We start from the raw sequence: 19,141 nt of genomic DNA, 5'->3' as shown, positions 1-19,141 counted from the left end.
TCGCCATGACAATAACTCCACAACAACTGATCGCGCTGCTACCGCTGCTGATCGTCGGATTGACGGTGGTGGTTGTGATGCTCTCCATTGCGTGGCGACGCAATCACTTCCTGAATGCCACGCTGTCGGTCATCGGCCTGAACGCCGCGTTAGTCTCTCTCTGGTTTGTTGGCCAGGGTGGGGCGATGGACGTCACCCCGCTGATGCGCGTTGACGGTTACGCCATGCTGTATACCGGTCTGGTGCTGCTGGCGAGCCTGGCAACCTGTACCTTTGCGTACCCGTGGCTCGAAGGCTACAACGACAACAAAGAAGAGTTTTACCTGCTGGTTCTGATTGCCGCGTTGGGCGGCATTCTGCTGGCGAATGCGAACCACCTGGCCGCGCTGTTCCTCGGTATTGAGCTGATCTCTCTGCCGCTGTTCGGCCTGATTGGTTACGCGTTCCGTCAGAAGCGCTCCCTGGAAGCAAGCATCAAGTACACCATTCTGTCTGCTGCTGCGTCCTCATTCCTGCTGTTTGGTATTGCGCTGCTGTACGCACAGTCCGGTAACCTCTCCTTCATGGCGCTCGGCAAGAGCCTCGGTGACGGCATGCTGCATGAGCCGCTGCTGCTGGCAGGTCTGGGCATGATGATTGTTGGCCTCGGCTTCAAACTCTCTCTGGTGCCGTTCCACCTGTGGACGCCAGACGTATACCAGGGCGCTCCGGCTCCGGTGTCGACCTTCCTGGCGACGGCGAGCAAAATCGCTATCTTCGGTGTGGTCATGCGTCTGTTCCTGTACGCGCCGGTTGGTGACAGCGAAGCGGTTCGCGTGGTGCTGGGCATTATCGCGTTCGTCTCCATCATCTTCGGTAACCTGATGGCGCTGAGCCAGACCAACATCAAGCGTCTGCTGGGCTACTCGTCTATCTCTCATCTGGGCTATCTGATGGTGGCGCTGATTGCGCTGCAGAGCGGTGAGATGTCGATGGAAGCCGTGGGCGTCTATCTGGCCGGTTACCTGTTCAGCAGCCTCGGCGCCTTCGGCGTGGTGAGCCTGATGTCCAGCCCGTACCGCGGCCCGGATGCCGATTCACTGTTCTCCTACCGTGGTCTGTTCTGGCACCGTCCAATTCTGTCCGCGGTGATGACCGTGATGATGCTCTCTCTGGCGGGTATCCCGATGACGCTTGGCTTTATCGGTAAGTTCTACGTGCTGGCCGTCGGTGTGCAGGCACACCTGTGGTGGCTGACTGCGGGCGTGGTTATTGGCTCCGCGATTGGTCTCTACTACTACCTGCGCGTGGCCGTGAGCCTGTACCTGAGCGCGCCTCAGCAGCTCAACCGTGATGCCCCAACCAACTGGCAGTACAGCGCTGGCGGTATTGTGGTTCTCATCTCCGCGCTGCTGGTGCTGATCTTCGGTATCTATCCGCAGCCGCTGATTGATATCGTGCAGCGAGCGATGCCGCTGATGTAAAAACAAAAAACCCGCCTCGGCGGGTTTTTTTATGGTTTTCTCCCTCTCCCCGTGGGAGAGGGACGGGCACCAGCCCGCACCAGACTTAAGCCAGCTGCTTGCGGCTAATCAACGGCCCGTCAATCTTCTTCATCGAGCGGTCCAACACTTCCTCAATCACTGACGACAGCTCGTTCAGCTCAAACTTCGCGACATACCCGTCCGCCTTCACCTTGCGAATATGGTCTTCGTTGGCGTTACCGGAAAGGGAAGAGTGGATCACCACCGGAATGTCCTTCAATATCGGGTCGGTTTTGATTTTGCGCGTCAGCGTAAAACCGTCCATCTCCGGCATTTCAAGGTCGGTCAGCACCAGGGCGATCTTATCGGTGATGGGAACCCCCTCAGCCTGCGCCTGCGCGGCCAGAACCCCAATTTTCTCCCACGCGTCTTTGCCGGTGATATGCAGCTGCGCGGGGATCTCCATCGCCTGCAGACCTTTTTCCAGCATCGAGCGCGCCACCTTGGAATCTTCCGCGACGATGGCGACAGCGCCCGGTTTGATATGGAATTTGGTTGTCTTTAGATTCGTGGCGTGCAGATCGTGATTGGCCGGAGTGATGTCATACAGGATCTGCTCAACGTCCAGCACCATCGCCAGATCGTTGGTATCGGTCTTCTCGTCAAGACACGCAATGCTGGTGATGTAGCGACCGCTGACGGCGGTTTCCGCCGCATGCACCTGCTTCCAGTCCAGACGCATGATGTTCTCAACCGATTCCACGGCAAACGCCTGCACGCTGCGCGCGTATTCGGTGATCAGCAGGATGTTCAGCCCGGTGGTGGGCTTGCAGCCCGCCACGGCGGCCAGGTCAATAACCGGGATCACCTGATCGCGAATATTCACCATTCCCATCAGCGGTGACTTCATCCCGGCGGGTTTCGTGAACTCCGGCATCGGCACAATTTCACGCAGCTTAAAAACGTTAATGCCAAACAGCTCGGATTTATTTTCGTTAAGAGAGGTGCCAAGACGGAACAGCAACAGTTCAAAACGGTTCGACAGGGTCAGATTCGCCCTGTCATCAATATCTTTCTGGAAATTATCCATTCTACCCTCAAGAGAAATGCTGACCTTTTAATCGTTATCGGCATACTGAGGGAAAAATGAAGGACTAAACGCTAACCTGAGCGAAATCTTCGGCCAGCTCACATTCCGGGAACAGCGTGCGGCACTCTGCCAGCAGCTTTTCGCAGCCCCGCGCGTCGTAGCGCGAGCTGACGTGGGTGACGATGAGCCTCCCTACGCCCGCGTCACGGGCAAGCTGCGCCGCCTGACGCGTGGAGCTGTGGCCCCGGCTGTTGGCTTTCTCTTCCATCGCCGTTTCAAGCGTCGCTTCATGCACCATTACGTCCACGCCCTGAGCCAGCGTGAGCGCCGCCGGGCACGGGGCCGTATCGCCAAAAATCGCCAGCTTTTTGCCGGGCTGCGGTGCGGAGAGATAATCCTGGCCGTTAATGACGCGTCCGTCCTCCAGCGTGACGGTCTCTCCGTGCTTCAGACGCTGGAACAGCGGCCCGGGTTTTACGCCGTCTGCCATCAGCGCGGCGGCATCCAGCGCGCCGGGTTTGTCATGCGCATCAATACGGTAGCCATAGCACTCGACAGGGTGATTGAGCGGCTGAGTGCTCACCTTATAATCGCCGTCATCGAAAATCGGGCCTTCGCTAATCTCAATGACCTCCAGCGGATAATCCGTCCACGACCCGCTCAGACGCAGCGTAGTTTCTACAAATTCACGAATACCCGCTGGCCCGTAAATCGTCAGCGGGTTGGCGTTACCGGCCATCGAGCGGCTGCACAGAAGGCCGGGAAGGCCAAACAGGTGGTCGCCATGCAGATGGGTGATAAAAATTTTATCCAGCTTGCCGGGGTGATAAGCGGTGCGTAACAGCTGATGCTGCGTCCCTTCACCGCAGTCAAACAGCCACAGCCCGCCGCGGGTGGGGTGCTTAAGATCCAGCAGGATCGCCGTCACGTTCCGTGAGCGGGTTGGCACGCCAGCGGACGTACCCAGAAAAATCAGTTCCATAACGCAATCAGCCCTTTGCCGAACGGGGAGGGGTTTAGTATAACGTGATGAACCCCAGGAAGGAGACTGACATGATCCAGTGGCAAGATTTACATCATAGTGACCTCACCGTAAATGAACTTTACGCGCTGCTTAAACTGCGCTGTGAAGTGTTTGTTGTGGAACAGACCTGCCCGTATCAGGACATCGATGGTGATGACCTCGTTGGCGAGAACCGCCATATCCTCGGCTGGCGGGATAACGAGCTGGTGGCGTATGCGAGGATTCTGAAAAGCGAAGACGATTTTGAGCCCGTGGTGATTGGTCGGGTCATCATCAGCGGCAACGCGCGGGGTGAAAAACTGGGCTATCAGCTGATGGAAAAAACGCTGGAGGCGTGCCGGAAACAGTGGCCGGACAAGGCGCTATACCTGGGCGCGCAGGCACACCTGCAGTCCTTCTACGGCCACTTTGGTTTTGTGCCGGTGACGCAGGTCTACGATGAAGATGGCATTCCGCACGTCGGCATGGCGCGGGAAGTGAAACAGGCGTAATGGCATGTCGTTGGCTATAGTTAGCGGACTGGTGCACTAACATGGAGAAAACTATGTCATTTCAATCCTGGGATACCCGTATCGACGACGATCTGGCCTTGCTGAGCGAAACGCTGGAAGAGGTGTTACGTTCCTCGGGCGACCCTGCCGATCAGAAATATATTGAGCTAAAAGCCCGTGCCGAGCAGGCGCTGCATGAAGTGAAAAACCGCGTCAGCCATGCGTCTGATACCTACTACTATCGTGCCAAAAAAGCGGTGTACCGTGCCGATGATTACGTTCATGAAAAACCGTGGCAGGGTATTGGCGTGGGTGCTGCCGTGGGGCTGGTTCTGGGGCTGCTGTTAGCCCGTCGTTAAGCCGCTTAACCACTCCCTATACGTGGGTACTGCTATTTATGGCCAGTACCCCGTATAATATGAGGTTTTAACAGGGAGAGGTTCGCGTGAATTCGATTTTCCTCGCGCTGGAGCAACTGCGTTCCCAGCTGTCGCAAGCGTTACCCGCAGCACCCGGCATACGTCATTTCGACGTCTCTTTCCCGTTAAACGACGCCTTCGATCCCCTCGCCTGGCTGGGCGAGCAGCGGTGCTATCCGCAGTTTTACTGGCAGCAGCGTAACGGCGATGAAGAGCTGGCCGCGCTGGGGGCGGTTAACCAATTTTCCTCCCTGGCATTAGCCTCGCAGTTTTTGCGCGAGCAAAATGCGGCAAGTGATACCCGTATATGCGGCCTGAACGCCTTTAATCCCGAGCAGGGCAGCCTATTTTTACCGCGACTGCTCTGGCGACGTACCGCCGGCAACGCCACGCTGCGCCTTCAGCTCTGGAGCGACCGCTCGCTTGTGGAGGATGCCCGCGTCGCGCAGGATTTTTTACAGCAGCTCCGTCCTGCGAGATCTATCCGTCCGCTCTCCGTTCAGGTTGAGCACGAAACCCATCAGCCGCAGCAGGCCGAATGGCTGAAGCTTATCCGCAGGGCGACGGAGACCATCGCGCGCGGTGAGTTTGAAAAAGTGGTTCTCGCCCGGGCAACCGATCTGCAGTTCTCGCAGCGCGTAAACCCTGTCGCGCTAATGGCCGCCAGCCGCGCCCTGAATTTACATTGCTATCATTTCTGCATGGTATTTGACGCCAGCAACGCGTTTCTCGGCTCTACGCCCGAGCGTCTCTGGCGGCGGCGCGGCAAGCTGCTGCGCACGGAAGCGCTCGCTGGCACCGTCGCCAGCCATAGCGATGATAGCCAGGCGCAGCGTCTCGGCGAGTGGCTGCTGAATGATGATAAAAACCAGCGCGAAAATATGCTGGTGGTGGAAGATATCTGCCAGCGTCTTCAGCACTCTACGCAGACGCTTGAGGTACTGCCCCCCCAGGTGGTACGCCTGCGTAAGGTGCAGCATTTGCGCCGCTGTATCTGGACCGAGCTGAAACAGGCCGACGACGAGCAGTGCCTGCTCATGTTGCAGCCGACCGCGGCCGTTGCCGGATTACCCCGACAGCCCGCGCGCGAGTTTATCCAGAAGGTTGAACCCTTTAACCGCGAGTGGTACGCCGGTTCGGCCGGGTACTTATCCCCCGAACAGAGTGAGTTCTGCGTGGCGCTGCGCTCCGCGCGCGTTCAGGAGGACTCCCTGCGGCTCTACGCCGGCGCCGGTATTGTCAGCGGGTCTGACCCGGAGCAGGAGTGGCAGGAGATTGAAAACAAAGCCGCCGGATTGCGCTCTCTGCTCCTAAGGGATTAATACATATTCGCGCAATCCCGATTCATATCAAAATTCCAATTTTTTCTATTATTTATACTGTGTCGCATTCTTGATACCGGACAATCTCATGTCAGTAAGTTCTTTTAACCGACGCTGGGCGGCGGTGATCCTTGAAGCCCTGACGCGCCATGGCATCAGGCACGTGTGTATTGCGCCGGGTTCTCGCTCCACGCCGCTGACGCTGGCGGCCGCAGAAAACCGGGCGTTGATTCACCACACCCACTTTGATGAACGCGGTCTCGGCCATCTTGCGCTGGGTCTGGCGAAAGTCAGCAAAGAACCTGTGGCGGTGATCGTCACCTCCGGTACCGCCGTGGCGAACCTCTATCCGGCCCTGATTGAAGCCGGGTTAACGGGTGAAAGACTGATCTTACTGACGGCCGATCGTCCCCCTGAGCTTATCGACTGCGGCGCCAATCAGGCCATTCGCCAGCCGGGGCTCTTTTCTTCGCATCCTTCGCAGACGATTTCGTTACCGCGTCCCACCCAGGATATTCCGGCAAGCTGGCTGGTCTCCACCGTCGATCACGCCATGGAGACGTTGCGCAGCGGGGCGCTGCATATCAACTGCCCGTTTGCCGAGCCGCTGTACGGCGAGCTGGACGACACGGGTCTTGACTGGCAGCAGTCTCTCGGCGACTGGTGGCAGAGTGAAAAACCGTGGCTGCGCGAGCAGACGCATCTTGAGAGCGCGAAGCAGCGCGACTGGTTCTTCTGGCGGCAGAAGCGCGGCGTGGTGATTGCCGGGCGCATGAGCGCCGCGGAAGGCAAGCTGGTCGCTGAATGGGCGCAAACTCTCGGCTGGCCGCTGATTGGCGACGTGCTTTCCCAGACCGGGCAGCCGCTGCCGTGCGCCGACCTCTGGCTGGGTAACGCGAAAGCGGTCACCGAGCTTGCGCAGGCGCAGATTGTGGTCCAGCTTGGATCGAGTTTGACCGGCAAACGGTTACTGCAGTGGCAGGCCACCTGCACGCCGGAAGAGTACTGGCTGGTGGATTCGCTGGAAGGACGGCTTGACCCGGCGCACCACCGCGGTCGTCGTCTGGTCAGCAGTATTGACGCCTGGCTGACGCTTCATCCGGCTGAGAAACGCAAGCCCTGGGCGGTGGCCATCCCGGACCTTTCGCGCCAGGCGTGGGAACTGACCAAAGCGCACTGTGAAGCGTTTAGCGAAGCCGGGCTGGCGCACCGCATTCGCCAGTACCTGCCTGAACAGGGGCAGCTGTTTGTCGGCAACAGCCTCGTCGTGCGGCTGATTGACGCTTTCTCGAAGCTGCCCGCGGGCTACCCGGTGTACAGCAATCGTGGCGCCAGCGGCATCGACGGGCTGATCTCTACGGCGGCGGGCGTGCAGCGCGCTAGCGCGAAATCGACCCTGGCGATCGTGGGCGATCTCTCCGCGCTCTACGATCTTAACGCGCTGGCGCTACTGCGTCAGGCGTCAGCCCCGTTTGTGCTGATTGTGGTCAACAACAACGGCGGGCAGATTTTTTCCCTGTTGCCAACGCCTCAGAGCGAGCGCGAGCGTTTCTATCTGATGCCGCAGAACGTGCAGTTCGAACACGCCGCGGCGATGTTTAGCCTGAAATACCATCGCCCGGAAAGCTGGGAGCAGCTGGACGCGGCGTTAAGCAGCGCCTGGAAACAGCCGGGCTCGACGCTGATTGAGCTGGTGGTGAACGAGGCTGACGGTGCGCAGGCCCTGCAAAGCCTGCTGGCGCAGGTGAGCCAGCTGTGATTCTCTCGGGCGGGCAGCAGGCCGGAAAACCGGGCTACCCCTGGCTGGTCTTTTTGCATGGATTTTCGGGCGACTGCCGCGAGTGGCAGAGGGTCGGTGAAGGACTCAGCGATTATCCCCGGCTGTATCTGGATCTGCCGGGTCACGGCGGATCCCGGAATCTGGGCGTGACGGGGTTTGACGAGATGAGCACGTTGCTCACCCGAACCCTTCTTAGTTACAACATACTTAAGTTCTGGCTCATAGGGTACTCCCTCGGCGGCCGCATTGCGATGTTTCATGCCTGCCAGCAGCCGAAGGGGCTGCTCGGGGTGATTGTTGAAGGTGGACATCCGGGCCTGCAGGATGCCGATGCGCGAAATGCGCGGCTGGCGTCCGACCGCCGCTGGGCAGGGCGTTTTCGCACCGAACCGCTGGATAAGGTGTTCGCTGACTGGTACCAACAGCCCTTGTTCGCCTCCCTTACGAAAGCCCAGCGCGAGGCGCTTATTACCCTGCGCAGCCAAAACAACGGCGCGACGCTGGCGATGATGCTCGAGGCGACCTCGCTGGCCGTGCAGCCGGATTTGCGTGCCGCGCTTAGCGCACGCGATTTTTCTTTTGATTATCTCTATGGCGAACGGGATGAGAAGTTCGCGGCCCTTGCCGCGGAAGTGAACGCCGTTCGCCATGCCATTCCAGACGCCGGACACAATGCCCACCGGGAAAACCCCGATGCGGTTATCGCGAGTCTGGCTCAGATACTGCGTTATCGAATAAAGGACACTCTATGATCTACCCTGATGAAAACATGCTTTACGCCCCGGTTGAATGGCAGGACTGCTCCGAAGGCTACACCGACATTCGTTACCACAAATCCACCGACGGCATTGCCAAAATCACCATCAACCGTCCGCAGGTGCGTAACGCCTTCCGTCCGTTGACCGTGAAAGAGATGATTCAGGCCCTGGCGGATGCGCGCTACGACGACAACATCGGCGTGATTGTCCTGACCGGCGAAGGCGACAAAGCGTTCTGCTCCGGTGGCGATCAGAAAGTGCGCGGCGACTACGGCGGATACCAGGACGATGCGGGTACCCACCACCTGAACGTCCTCGATTTCCAGCGTCAGATCCGCACCTGTCCAAAACCGGTGGTGGCGATGGTAGCGGGCTACTCCATCGGCGGCGGTCACGTGCTGCACATGATGTGTGACCTGACCATTGCGGCCGAGAACGCCATCTTCGGCCAGACCGGTCCGAAAGTGGGCTCCTTCGACGGCGGCTGGGGCGCCTCGTACATGGCGCGCATCGTCGGACAGAAAAAAGCCCGCGAAATCTGGTTCCTGTGCCGTCAGTACAACGCCCAGGAAGCGCTGGATATGGGCCTGGTGAATACCGTGGTGCCGATTGCCGATCTCGAAAAAGAGACCGTTCGCTGGTGCCGTGAAATGCTGCAAAACAGCCCGATGGCGCTGCGCTGCCTGAAGGCCGCGCTCAATGCCGACTGTGACGGTCAGGCGGGTCTGCAGGAGCTGGCGGGCAACGCCACCATGCTGTTCTACATGACCGAAGAGGGTCAGGAAGGGCGCAACGCGTTTAACGAAAAACGTCAGCCGGACTTTAGCAAATACAAACGGAACCCGTAATGCGTCGCGCGCAGGTTTACCGCTGGCAGATACCGATGGACGCGGGCGTGGTGCTGCGTGAACGGCGGTTAAAAACCCGTGACGGCTTCTTCGTGCATCTGCAGCAGGGCGAGCGGGAAGGCTGGGGCGAGATTTCTCCTCTGCCGGGATTTAGCCTGGAGTCGCTGGATGACGCGCAGTCTGTATTGCTGGCGTGGGCAGACGCGTGGCGTGAGGGGGCGGATCCGGCGTTGCCGGACGTGCCTTCCGCGGCTTTTGGCATCAGCTGCGCGCTGGCGGAGCTGGACGGTAGCCTGCCTGAAGAGGCTAACTACCGTGCGGCACCGCTTTGCACGGGCGATCCGGACGAACTGTTCGCGCTGCTCTCCGCCATGCCGGGCAAGAAAGTGGCGAAAATTAAAGTCGGTCTCTACGAGGCGGTGCGCGACGGCATGGTCGCTAACCTGCTGCTGGAAGCGATCCCCGACCTTCATCTGCGTCTGGACGCTAACCGCGCCTGGACGCCGCTCAAGGCGCAGCAGTTCGCAAAGTACGTCAATCCGGCGTACCGCAGCCGCATTGCCTTCCTCGAAGAACCGTGCAAAACCCGCGACGATTCGCGCGCGTTTGCCCGCGAAACGGGGATTGCCATCGCCTGGGATGAAAGCCTGCGCGAGGCCGATTTTGAATTTGTCGCCGAGCCCGGCGTCAGTGCGGTGGTGATTAAACCGACGCTGACCGGTAGCCTGGCGAATGTGCGCGAGCAGGTCGCGGCGGCGCACGCCTTAGGGCTGACGGCGGTCATCAGCTCGTCGATTGAGTCCAGCCTGGGGCTGACCCAGCTGGCGCGCATTGCCGCCTGGTTAACGCCGGATACCATCCCCGGCCTCGACACGCTGAACCTGATGCAGGCTCAGCTTCTTCGCCCGTGGCCGGACAGCGCGCTGCCGTGCCTTGATGTCGCGTCGCTGGAGCCGCTGCGATGAGTTTTTCCGACTGGCCGTGGCGGCACTGGTGTGCGCAGTTTGCCAATAAACCGGCCCTGAGGCTGAACGACGAGGTGCTCAGCTGGCAACAGCTGTGCGCGCGCATCGACAGCCTTGCGGCGGGCTTTCACCGTCAGGGCGTGGAGGAGGGCGACGGCGTGCTGCTGCTGGCCCATAATCACCCGCATACCCTGCTGGCGTGGCTGGCGCTGCTCCAGTGCGGGGCGCGTATTCTTCCCGTGAATCCGCAGCTGCCGCGCCCGCTGCTGGACGTGCTGCTCCCGCAGATGACGCTGCGCTTTGCGCTGGTGCTGGACGGTACCTGCGACGGTCTTCCTGCCCTGAGCATGCGCGAGACAGCCGATGCGTATTGCGCTGCGTGGCAACCGGCGCGGCTGGCGTCCATGACGCTAACCTCCGGCTCCACCGGGCTGCCGAAAGCGGCGGTGCATACCTGCGAGGCCCATCTTGCCAGCGCGCGCGGCGTGCTGGCGCTGATGCCCTACGGCGAAGACGACGACTGGTTGCTTTCGCTGCCGCTGTTTCACGTTTCCGGGCAGGGGATTTTATGGCGCTGGCTGCAGGCCGGCGCGCGGTTAACCGTGCGCGAGAAACAGCCGCTGGCGCAGGCTTTGCGTGGTTGCACTCATGCCTCGCTGGTGCCGACCCAGCTCTGGCGTCTGCTTAACACCCACCAGCCTGTCGCACTGAAAGCGGTGCTGCTGGGCGGGGCCGCCATTCCTGTGGAATTAACGCAGCAGGCGCGAGAGCAGGGTATTCATACCTTCTGCGGCTACGGCCTGACCGAGTTTGCCTCTACCGTCTGCGCGAAAGCGGCAGACGGCGAGCCGGATGTAGGCTATGCGCTGCCGGGCAGAGAGGTGCAGGTGGTTAACGGCGAGGTCTGGATCCGGGCGCAGAGCATGGCCTCAGGCTACTGGCGGGACGGCGAACTGGTTCCGCTGACCAACGCGCAGGGATGGTTCGCCACCCGCGATCGCGGTGAATGGCATGACGGTCGCCTGACGATCCTGGGCCGCATGGATAACCTCTTTTTTAGCGGCGGAGAAGGGATCCAGCCGGAGAGCCTTGAGCGCGTTATCGCCCGCCATCCGCAGATTAACCAGGTGTTTATCGTCCCGCTGGACGACGCCGAGTTTGGTCAGCGTCCGGTGGCGGTGGTGGAGTGCGAGCCGGGAACGGATATCACCTGTTTACCTGACTGGGTCAGGGATAAGGTGGCGCGTTTTGAGCAACCCGTCCGCTGGCTGCTGTTGCCGACCGAACTCAAAAATGGCGGCATTAAAGTCTCGCGCCGCGCGTTGCAGCAGTGGGTGAACGCCTCGCTGAAGGGATAATCGCCGTTTCAAATAATTACAATCTACTGACCTGCCGCACGCAGAGTGCTTGATCCCCGGGAGACTCCGGTTAAAATCTCGCGGTTTTGGGACTTCTTTATAATAATTGTGTGGGATCACGACAATGAAAAAAGTGGCATTCGTGGGCTTCGGCCTGATGGTTGTATCTGCGGCGGCTAACGCCATCAGCATTAACGGCTCGGCGGGTCAGGATTATACCCATCTGGGTTTTGGCATGGGTACCGAGACATCCGGTCTGGCGATGACTGGCGGCTGGACGCATAACGATGACGACGGTGACGCGGCAAGCCTCGGCCTGGGTCTGAACGTTCCTCTTGGCCCGTTCCTGGCCACCGTCGGCGGTAAAGGTATCTACACCAACCCAAATGACGGTGACGAAGGATACGCGGCGGCAGTGGGCGGCGGCCTGCAGTGGAAAATTGGCGACAGCTTCGGCCTGTTTGGTGAGTACTACTATTCGCCGGATTCCCTCTCAAGCGGTATCGAAAGCTATGAAGAGGCCAACGCCGGCGCGCGCTGGACCATCATGCGTCCAATTACCATCGAAGCGGGCTATCGCTATCTGAACCTGGCCGGTAAAGACGGAAACCGCGACAACGCGCTGGCCGACGGCCCGTACGTGGGCGTCAGCGCAGGCTTCTAATCACTCCGGCGCGGCGTTCTGTCGCGCCAGTTTCTCTCTTCTCCACCCCGCGTTTGCGCTATAGTGTTTTGACCAAATAAGCGGGAGAACATAATGATTAACGTGGAGATGTTATCCACCGGCGACGAAGTGCTGCATGGACAAATTATTGATACCAATGCTGCCTGGCTTGCCGATCTTTTCTTTGAGCAAGGATTACCGTTAACGCGCCGCAATACCGTGGGCGACAATCTTGAGTCGCTGGTCGCTATTCTGCGCGAGCGCAGCGAACGCTGCGACGTGCTGATTGTGAATGGCGGACTCGGCCCCACCAGCGACGATCTCAGCGCGCTGGCCGCCGCGACCGCAAAAGGCGAAGGGCTGGTGCTGCACGAGGCGTGGCTTTCGCAGATGGAGCGCTTTTTCTCCGAACGTGGCCGCGTCATGGCCCCCAGTAACCGCAAACAGGCTGAAATTCCCGCCAGCGCCGAGCTGGTCGATAACCCGGTCGGTACCGCGTGCGGGTTTGCCATGCAGCTGAACCGCTGCCTGATGTTCTTCACGCCGGGCGTGCCCTCAGAATTTAAAGTGATGGTCGAGCAGCAGATCCTGCCGCGCCTTCGCGATCGTTTTACTCTGCCTGAACCGCCGCTGTGCCTGCGTCTGACCACTTTTGGCCGCTCGGAAAGCGATCTGGCCCAGAGCCTTGACCCTCTCCCGCTGCCGCCGGGCGTCTCCATGGGCTACCGCTCCTCCATGCCGATCATTGAACTTAAGCTGACAGGCCCGGCCGAGCAGAAAGAGGCGATGCTGGCCCTGTGGCCCGAGGTGCAGCGCGTGGCGGGCGAAAGCCTGATCTTTGAAGGCACGGAAGGGCTTCCGGCGCAGATTGCGACGCATCTGCAGTCGCGTCAGCTGAGCGTGACCTTAAGCGAGCAGTTCACCGGTGGCCTGCTCGCGCTGCAGCTGTCGCGCGTCAACGCGCCGCTGCTGGCCAGCGAAGTGGTGCCGTTCCAGCAGGAGACTCTGGCGCAGACCGCCCGCTGGGCGTCCGAGAGAAGGGTGAAGCATTTTGCCGGTCTGGCGCTGTTTGTCGGCGGGCTGGACGAGGAATACCTTAACTTCGCGCTGGCGACGCCGGAAGGCACCTGGGCCCTGCGGGTAAAAATGAGTATCACCCGCCACAGCCTGGCGGTGCGTCAGGAGGTTTGCGCGATGATGGCGCTGAACATGCTGCGCCGCTGGCTGAACGGTAAAGAAGTCGCCAGCGAGCACGGCTGGATTAACGTTGTCGAGTCGCTGTTCGTGGAGTAATGCCTTTGCCGGGGCGTTTCGCCCCGGCACTGTTCAGCCCAGCGCCTTCGCCAGCAGGGTAATCGGATGTTCGCAGCGCTTGCCGGTGGACATCTCAATCTGCCACTTGCAGGTTTCGCAGTCCGTTACCACGATATCCGCGCCGCTCTCTTCAATCTGACGGAACAGCGGGGCGCCGATCGCCTGCGACGTTTTGTAGTTTTCACGCTTAAAGCCATAGGTTCCCGCAATCCCGCAGCAGCGCGAATCCAGCACCGTCAGCTCCAGGCCCGGAATTAACCGCAGCAGCTCAAGCGTATAGAGCGACCAGCCCATTTTCTCCATATGACACGGCGTGTGATACACCACTTTCAACGGTAATGTCCCCAGCGGCAACGTCTGCCCGCTATCCAGTTTGCGCCACAGGAAGCGTGTCGCCAGCTCGATGTGCTCGCGCAGGCCGGTATTATCCACGTCCAGCAGATGCGGGTACTCATCGCGCAGGGTGAAGGTACAGGTGGACGAGGTCGCCAGCACCGGAATACCTTTATCGACAATCGCTTCGCGCAGTGACGTGACATTGCTCTGAGCCTGCCTGCGCGCTTTATCGGTAAACCCGTTGGCGATCAGCGGTACGCCGCAGCACTTCTCTTTGTTCAGTAACTGAACGCCTGTTCCCATGGCGTTTAGCACCTTCAGCAGATCTTTACCCAGCTGCGGGTGGTTGTAATTCACATAGCAGCCGTGGAAAAAGGCCACCTGGTCGGCATACTTCGCTTGTTCCGCCGCGACGGATTTGTACCAGCGGCGGAAGGTGCCGTGAGAATATTTCGGCAGGCTGCGGTGATGGTCTATCTTCAGCGTCGCATCCAGCAGCTGGCGCACCGGTTTGAGAGAGGTCGCGGCATTCACCAGCGGGGCAAAGGGCGTCGAGACGCTGCCCATCAGATCTGTGTGGCTCAGAATAGCGTCACGCAGCGTCGGCTTTTGCGTGCTGTAGCGCGCCCGGGCGCGCTGGATGATATCGCCGATTTTCACATCCGACGGGCAGGCGACTTCGCAGCGTTTGCAGTTGATGCAGTATTTCAGCGCCTCGTCGTAAAGCTTGCCGTCCTTCAGGCGCAGACGCTCGCCGTCCGGCCCGGCCTGCTTTGGCCCGGGATAGCGTGGGTTCACCCCGCTCACAGGGCAGACGGTGGTACACACCGTGCATTTAATGCAGCTTTCAAAACGGGTATCGTTCATTGTTCAGCCTCCGCGCGCTGGCTAATCTGCTCTGCCACATACAGCGCCGTGACGGCGCAGACCCCGCCACCGCATCCCTGGGCAATGGGATCGTACCCGCCCAGCAGCGAGCCGATGGCAAAAAGATTACTGACGGGCTTACCGGAAAGTTGCGGATGCAGCTGGTTATCGACGATCACGCCGAACTGCTGCCAGGGCTGCGGCGAGAAGAAATCACTCTGATACCAGTCCGCGCGGGAGGCACGCTGGCGAACATCCAGCCCCATAATGGCTTCCCGGATGCCCTCCCGGCTGCTCAGCAGCCCGTTGCTGAAGAAACTGCCGCTTGCCAGCACCGTAAAGCGGGCGCGAAGCGGAATATCCTCGTGGTTTCGCGTCCAGATTTCGCTTACCGCGCCGTCCACCAGCGTAATTTTCTTCACCTCATCCCCCGCCATCCACACGCCGCCCTGGGCAACAAACTGGCGCTGGAGCTGGGTGTGCAGGCGAATGCCGGGGACGGAAGGGGGCAGGGTTGGCAGGAGGCCGAGCGTGCAGGGCAGACGATCCGAGAGCCAGCGCCAGAGACGGTTGTCGCGTAAACCAAAGCAGGCGGGCATCAGCAGGGCGTCACAGCTGTCGCTGAGGGGCCTGAGCGCGTCATACAGCAGCGGCCATTTGTCCTCGTCATCCAGAAAACGGGCGATATTCACCGCGCGAAACTCGCTCGGGTTATCGCGCAGGATATCCAGCTCAGGCAGCTCTATCTCTGCCGTTTCGGCATTGACGCCCTGGCGACAAAGCGACGCCGCCGCGAGATGGGGCTGAAAATCCAGAAAGCCGCTAATACCCACGACCCGCACGCGTGCGGCGTTGAAGGGAGCAACGGGCACTTCTTCCGGGCTGAGCCAGGCAGAGCGCAGGGTGCCGAGCGGCGTAACGCGCTGGTGATTGAACCTGGCGCTGCCCTGCAGACGCGCGCCGCACTCCGCCAGCAGCGCTTCGGTTTCCAGCGCAAAGCGGTCAATATGCTGGGCGCCAATCAGGTGATACGGGTGCTCCGGCGGCAGCTTATCGCGGTACGCTTCGTCCACCAGATCCAGAGAGCCCGACGAGAAGTGCAGGGCGCTCTGCCCCCGGGTGATAATGGCGCAGCGCAGTCCCTGCTTCGTGAGCCTGATGCCGCAGAGCAAGCCTGCCAGCCCGCCGCCGACAATCACGGTATCAAATTTCATCGTGTTGCTCCTTCTCCAGTCCGCAAAGCCCCTGGTAGACCCAGCGGGTAAACTCGCTTTCGCGCAGGGCATCGCCCCAGGCGACAGGCTGAATGCCTTTCCAGCGCTCGTTTAAAAACGCGCTGAGCTGATCGAGCGACTGGGTGGCGGTGGTGGTATGAAAACGCTGCAGCAGCCCGGCGGCACGACAGGCGCACAGCTCGCCCTGACAGGTCCCCATTCCGACGCGGGTGCGGCGGCGGAGATCGAGCAGGCTGTTGACCGTCAGGTTCTCCACCGCGTACTGCACCTCACCGGCCGTCACGGCTTCGCACTCGCACACCAGGCTGCGGCTCAATCTTCCTTCACCAAGCCACGGTGGCGTTCTGTCGCCGTGGCGGTATACCGCGGATCCGCGCAGCGGCGCGGGCAGGGAGATGATTTTTTGCAGCGTTTTTTCGGTGGACTGACGCGAGCCGGGCAGAGCTTGTTCTGCCGTCACGCACCGTTCGGTATTGCCCAGCTTGCGGCAGACGGCGTCGGTCGCCCACTCGGCCATCAGGCGGTAGGTCATCAGCTTGCCGCCGGTGATGGTGATAAACCCGTCCATGCCGTCGCGCTCGGCGTGATCGAGCAGCACGATGCCCCGGCTGACGTTACGCCCGCTCGGGTCGTTGTTGCTGGCAACCAGCGGACGCACGCCCGCGTAGGCGCGCAGAATACGCGTCTGGGCCATCACCGGGGCCAGTTTTTCCCCTTCGCGCAGCAGGACGTCGACCTCTTCGGCGGTCACGCGGTTGTAGTCAATCTCGCTGTAGTCGATGTGGGTTGAGGTGGTACCGATTAACGAAATGGTGTCGCCCGGTACCAGGATATCGGCATCAGACGGCTTGCGGCAGCGGTTAATCACGTGGTTATTGATGCGGTGGTCGAGGATCAGCAGCGAGCCTTTCGCCGGGAACATGCGCACCGACAGGTCCGCGTATTCCGCGATGCGCTGCCCCCAGATCCCCGCCGCGTTGACCACCACGGCGGCATACAGCTCGCTGTGTTCGTTATATTGCGTATCAAGGATCCGCACGCCGCAGATACGATGACCTTCGCGGATAAGCCCGGTCACTTCGTGCCCGGTCAGAATGCGTGCGCCATGCTCGCGGGCGTCCAGCATATTGGCGGCGGTCAGGCGGAAGGGATCAACGGTGCCGTCAGGCACTTTCACCGCGCCGATAATCGCCGGGTTAACAGACGGTTCCAGCCGTCGTGCCAGCGTCGGGTCCATGGCCTCAGCCTGAATGCCTGCTGCAGTGCAGGCGGTAATAAAGGTGTCCTGAAAGGCGAGGTCATCTTCGGGAAGAGTAATAAAGAGGCCGTCGGTCGGCTCAATGCAGTGGCGGGCGATACGCTTGAGGATCTGGTTTTCAGCAATACATTCGCGTGCGGATTCACCGTCGGTAACCGCGTACCGCGCGCCGCTGTGCAGCAGGCCGTGGTTACGCCCGGTTGCGCCCGTGGCGATATCGTGGCGCTCCAGCAGCGTGACGCTTAAGCCGCGAAGGGCGCAGTCGCGTGCGATCCCGGCGCCGGTTGCGCCACCGCCAATGATTATCACATCGCTGTAGCGAGGATCGTGAATGGTCATTGTTTACCCTCTATGTTCGTTTTTTTATCATTTAGCCATATCAATAGTGTGGTTTGTTTGATTTCGAACATAAACGCGCGAAATTCGAAAGTGAAACGTGATTTCATGCGCTTTTTTGCGCATTCTGTCATATTTCTGTAACAATCTGTGCGTTGATTCACAGTAACAATCACCGTGATTTCTTAACATCCCCGCCTCTGGAATTCAGGTGCGAGCCACCTGCCCATTCAATTCAAGGCCACGGAGGCTGTTATGCTCAGTATCTTCAAACCTGCGCCGCACAGGGCGCGTCTGCCAGAGGCAGAAATTGATCCGCTATACCGCCGTCTGCGCTGGCAAATTTTCCTGGGGATCTTCTTCGGGTACGCGGCGTACTACCTTGTACGTAAAAACTTCGCGCTCGCGATGCCGTATCTGGTGGAGCAGGGCTTCTCCCGCGGCGATCTGGGGTTCGCGCTGTCGGGGATCTCAATCGCCTACGGTTTTTCCAAATTCATCATGGGGTCGGTATCGGATCGCTCGAATCCGCGGGTATTCCTGCCCGCCGGCCTGATCCTGGCGGCCGCGGTCATGCTGTTCATGGGCTTTGTGCCGTGGGCAACCTCCAGCATCGCCGTCATGTTCGTCCTGCTGTTCCTCTGCGGCTGGTTCCAGGGGATGGGGTGGCCGCCGTGCGGGCGTACCATGGTGCACTGGTGGTCGCAAAAAGAGCGCGGCGGCATCGTGTCGGTGTGGAACTGCGCCCATAACGTGGGCGGCGGTATTCCGCCTCTGCTGTTCCTGCTGGGGATGGCCTGGTTCAACGACTGGCATGCGGCGCTCTATATGCCTGCCTTTGGCGCCATTCTGGTGGCGATTATTGCCTTCGCGCTGATGCGCGATACGCCGCAGTCCTGCGGCCTGCCGCCGATTGAAGAGTACAAAAACGACTATCCGGATGATTACAGCAAGGAGCACGAAGAAGAGCTGACCGCAAAACAGATCTTCATGAAGTACGTCCTGCCGAACAAGCTGCTGTGGTACATCGCGGTGGCGAACGTGTTCGTTTACCTGCTGCGCTACGGCATCCTCGACTGGTCGCCAACCTACCTGAAAGAGGTGAAGCACTTCGCGCTGGATAAGTCCTCCTGGGCCTATTTCCTGTATGAATACGCCGGGATCCCGGGCACGCTGCTTTGCGGCTGGATGTCAGATAAGGTGTTTAAAGGCAACCGCGGCGCGACGGGCGTGTTCTTTATGACCCTGGTGACCATCGCGACCGTGGTGTACTGGCTCAACCCGCCGGGCAACCCATCAGTAGATATGGCCTGCATGATTGTTATTGGCTTCCTGATCTACGGTCCGGTGATGCTGATTGGCCTGCACGCGCTGGAACTGGCGCCGAAAAAAGCGGCGGGCACGGCGGCAGGCTTTACCGGTCTGTTCGGCTATCTGGGCGGTTCGGTCGCGGCGAGCGCCATCGTGGGCTACACCGTTGACTTCTTCGGCTGGGACGGCGGCTTTATGGTGATGATCGGCGGCAGCGTGCTGGCGGTACTGCTGCTCATTGTGGTCATGATCGGTGAGAAACGTCACCATGCGGAAGTGCTGGCGCGTCGTCAATAAGGAGT

General features: G+C 60.2%; 17 protein-coding genes. 12 read left to right on the top strand and 5 right to left on the bottom strand.

What is annotated here, in order from left to right; genetic code table 11:
* Positions 1 to 5 precede the first annotated feature (5 nt).
* A complete protein-coding gene (nuoN, locus tag F0320_RS14970; protein WP_029740937.1) occupies positions 6 to 1,463 on the top strand; it encodes an NADH-quinone oxidoreductase subunit NuoN in 1,458 nt (485 codons plus the stop codon).
* 85 nt (positions 1,464 to 1,548) lie between these two features.
* On the opposite strand, the gene F0320_RS14965 is transcribed toward nuoN, so the two are convergent.
* Complete coding sequence (locus F0320_RS14965) at positions 1,549 to 2,553, bottom strand: chemotaxis protein (RefSeq protein WP_033146077.1); 1,005 nt, start codon at positions 2,551 to 2,553, stop codon at positions 1,549 to 1,551.
* 64 nt (positions 2,554 to 2,617) lie between these two features.
* Entirely contained in the window at positions 2,618 to 3,535 is a 918-nt protein-coding gene (gene rbn / locus F0320_RS14960; protein WP_126329792.1) for a ribonuclease BN, read from the bottom strand.
* 71 nt (positions 3,536 to 3,606) lie between these two features.
* Between rbn and F0320_RS14955 the strand changes: the two genes are divergently transcribed.
* The 10 genes from F0320_RS14955 (at position 3,607) to F0320_RS14910 (ending at position 13,475) form a co-directional block, all read left to right on the top strand.
* Positions 3,607 to 4,068 (top strand): GNAT family N-acetyltransferase, encoded by a 462-nt coding sequence (locus F0320_RS14955; RefSeq protein ID WP_126329790.1) that lies wholly within the window; start codon positions 3,607 to 3,609, stop codon positions 4,066 to 4,068.
* 53 nt (positions 4,069 to 4,121) lie between these two features.
* Positions 4,122 to 4,427, top strand: coding sequence for a stress response protein ElaB (gene elaB / locus F0320_RS14950; RefSeq protein WP_008500219.1), 306 nt, complete (start codon positions 4,122 to 4,124; stop codon positions 4,425 to 4,427).
* 86 nt (positions 4,428 to 4,513) lie between these two features.
* Positions 4,514 to 5,809 carry an isochorismate synthase MenF gene (gene menF, locus F0320_RS14945; protein ID WP_126329788.1) on the top strand — a complete coding sequence of 432 codons (1,296 nt, stop codon included), beginning with the start codon at positions 4,514 to 4,516 and terminating at the stop codon, positions 5,807 to 5,809.
* Between the two features lie 88 nt (positions 5,810 to 5,897).
* Positions 5,898 to 7,568 (top strand): 2-succinyl-5-enolpyruvyl-6-hydroxy-3-cyclohexene-1-carboxylic-acid synthase, encoded by a 1,671-nt coding sequence (menD, locus tag F0320_RS14940; RefSeq protein ID WP_126329786.1) that lies wholly within the window; start codon positions 5,898 to 5,900, stop codon positions 7,566 to 7,568.
* Positions 7,565 to 8,341: a 2-succinyl-6-hydroxy-2,4-cyclohexadiene-1-carboxylate synthase gene (gene menH / locus F0320_RS14935; RefSeq protein WP_126329784.1), complete on the top strand. Its 777-nt coding sequence runs from the start codon at positions 7,565 to 7,567 to the stop codon at positions 8,339 to 8,341. The genes menD and menH overlap by 4 nt, the downstream gene beginning before the upstream one ends.
* Positions 8,338 to 9,195, top strand: coding sequence for a 1,4-dihydroxy-2-naphthoyl-CoA synthase (gene menB / locus F0320_RS14930; RefSeq protein WP_023312524.1), 858 nt, complete (start codon positions 8,338 to 8,340; stop codon positions 9,193 to 9,195). Before menH ends, menB begins: the two co-directional genes overlap by 4 nt.
* Positions 9,195 to 10,160 carry an o-succinylbenzoate synthase gene (gene menC, locus F0320_RS14925; RefSeq protein ID WP_126329782.1) on the top strand — a complete coding sequence of 322 codons (966 nt, stop codon included), beginning with the start codon at positions 9,195 to 9,197 and terminating at the stop codon, positions 10,158 to 10,160. The genes menB and menC overlap by 1 nt, the downstream gene beginning before the upstream one ends.
* Positions 10,157 to 11,518, top strand: coding sequence for an o-succinylbenzoate--CoA ligase (menE, locus tag F0320_RS14920; protein ID WP_126329780.1), 1,362 nt, complete (start codon positions 10,157 to 10,159; stop codon positions 11,516 to 11,518). The genes menC and menE overlap by 4 nt, the downstream gene beginning before the upstream one ends.
* A 124-nt stretch (positions 11,519 to 11,642) precedes the next feature.
* On the top strand, positions 11,643 to 12,182 hold the full coding sequence (locus F0320_RS14915; RefSeq protein WP_045354282.1) for a YfaZ family outer membrane protein: 540 nt from the start codon (positions 11,643 to 11,645) through the stop codon (positions 12,180 to 12,182).
* 93 nt (positions 12,183 to 12,275) lie between these two features.
* Positions 12,276 to 13,475 (top strand): nicotinamide mononucleotide deamidase-related protein YfaY, encoded by a 1,200-nt coding sequence (locus F0320_RS14910; protein WP_126329778.1) that lies wholly within the window; start codon positions 12,276 to 12,278, stop codon positions 13,473 to 13,475.
* A 33-nt stretch (positions 13,476 to 13,508) separates the two neighbouring features.
* Here the strand turns inward: F0320_RS14910 and glpC are convergent, their stop codons facing one another.
* Genes glpC through glpA form a run of 3 tightly spaced genes read right to left on the bottom strand, consistent with a single transcriptional unit; the run spans position 13,509 to position 17,531 of the window.
* On the bottom strand, positions 13,509 to 14,699 hold the full coding sequence (glpC, locus tag F0320_RS14905; protein ID WP_126329776.1) for an anaerobic glycerol-3-phosphate dehydrogenase subunit GlpC: 1,191 nt from the start codon (positions 14,697 to 14,699) through the stop codon (positions 13,509 to 13,511).
* Positions 14,696 to 15,913, bottom strand: coding sequence for a glycerol-3-phosphate dehydrogenase subunit GlpB (gene glpB, locus F0320_RS14900; protein WP_149323828.1), 1,218 nt, complete (start codon positions 15,911 to 15,913; stop codon positions 14,696 to 14,698). The genes glpC and glpB overlap by 4 nt, the downstream gene beginning before the upstream one ends.
* Positions 15,903 to 17,531, bottom strand: coding sequence for an anaerobic glycerol-3-phosphate dehydrogenase subunit A (glpA, locus tag F0320_RS14895; RefSeq protein WP_126329772.1), 1,629 nt, complete (start codon positions 17,529 to 17,531; stop codon positions 15,903 to 15,905). The genes glpB and glpA overlap by 11 nt, the downstream gene beginning before the upstream one ends.
* Before the next feature lie 252 nt (positions 17,532 to 17,783).
* On the opposite strand from glpA, the gene glpT reads away from it, so the two are divergent.
* Positions 17,784 to 19,136, top strand: coding sequence for a glycerol-3-phosphate transporter (glpT, locus tag F0320_RS14890; RefSeq protein ID WP_047652552.1), 1,353 nt, complete (start codon positions 17,784 to 17,786; stop codon positions 19,134 to 19,136).
* Positions 19,137 to 19,141 lie beyond the last annotated feature (5 nt).

Origin of the sequence: Enterobacter dykesii, from assembly GCF_008364625.2 — a bacterium.
Taxonomy (GTDB): domain Bacteria; phylum Pseudomonadota; class Gammaproteobacteria; order Enterobacterales; family Enterobacteriaceae; genus Enterobacter; species Enterobacter dykesii.
The sequence above is the reverse complement of the archived record's forward strand: the minus strand, read 5'-3'. Positions and strand labels throughout refer to the sequence as shown.

Bases quoted from the DNA above. Each gene is read 5' to 3' on its own strand.
- nuoN (WP_029740937.1), top strand. From the start codon at position 6: ATGACAATAACTCCACAACAACTGATCGCGCTGCTACCGCTGCTGATC.
- F0320_RS14965 (WP_033146077.1), bottom strand. From the start codon at position 2,553: ATGGATAATTTCCAGAAAGATATTGATGACAGGGCGAATCTGACCCTG.
- rbn (WP_126329792.1), bottom strand. From the start codon at position 3,535: ATGGAACTGATTTTTCTGGGTACGTCCGCTGGCGTGCCAACCCGCTCA.
- F0320_RS14955 (WP_126329790.1), top strand. From the start codon at position 3,607: ATGATCCAGTGGCAAGATTTACATCATAGTGACCTCACCGTAAATGAA.
- elaB (WP_008500219.1), top strand. From the start codon at position 4,122: ATGTCATTTCAATCCTGGGATACCCGTATCGACGACGATCTGGCCTTG.
- menD (WP_126329786.1), top strand. From the start codon at position 5,898: ATGTCAGTAAGTTCTTTTAACCGACGCTGGGCGGCGGTGATCCTTGAA.
- menB (WP_023312524.1), top strand. From the start codon at position 8,338: ATGATCTACCCTGATGAAAACATGCTTTACGCCCCGGTTGAATGGCAG.
- menC (WP_126329782.1), top strand. From the start codon at position 9,195: ATGCGTCGCGCGCAGGTTTACCGCTGGCAGATACCGATGGACGCGGGC.
- menE (WP_126329780.1), top strand. From the start codon at position 10,157: ATGAGTTTTTCCGACTGGCCGTGGCGGCACTGGTGTGCGCAGTTTGCC.
- F0320_RS14915 (WP_045354282.1), top strand. From the start codon at position 11,643: ATGAAAAAAGTGGCATTCGTGGGCTTCGGCCTGATGGTTGTATCTGCG.
- F0320_RS14910 (WP_126329778.1), top strand. From the start codon at position 12,276: ATGATTAACGTGGAGATGTTATCCACCGGCGACGAAGTGCTGCATGGA.
- glpC (WP_126329776.1), bottom strand. From the start codon at position 14,699: ATGAACGATACCCGTTTTGAAAGCTGCATTAAATGCACGGTGTGTACC.
- glpB (WP_149323828.1), bottom strand. From the start codon at position 15,913: ATGAAATTTGATACCGTGATTGTCGGCGGCGGGCTGGCAGGCTTGCTC.
- glpA (WP_126329772.1), bottom strand. From the start codon at position 17,531: ATGACCATTCACGATCCTCGCTACAGCGATGTGATAATCATTGGCGGT.
- glpT (WP_047652552.1), top strand. From the start codon at position 17,784: ATGCTCAGTATCTTCAAACCTGCGCCGCACAGGGCGCGTCTGCCAGAG.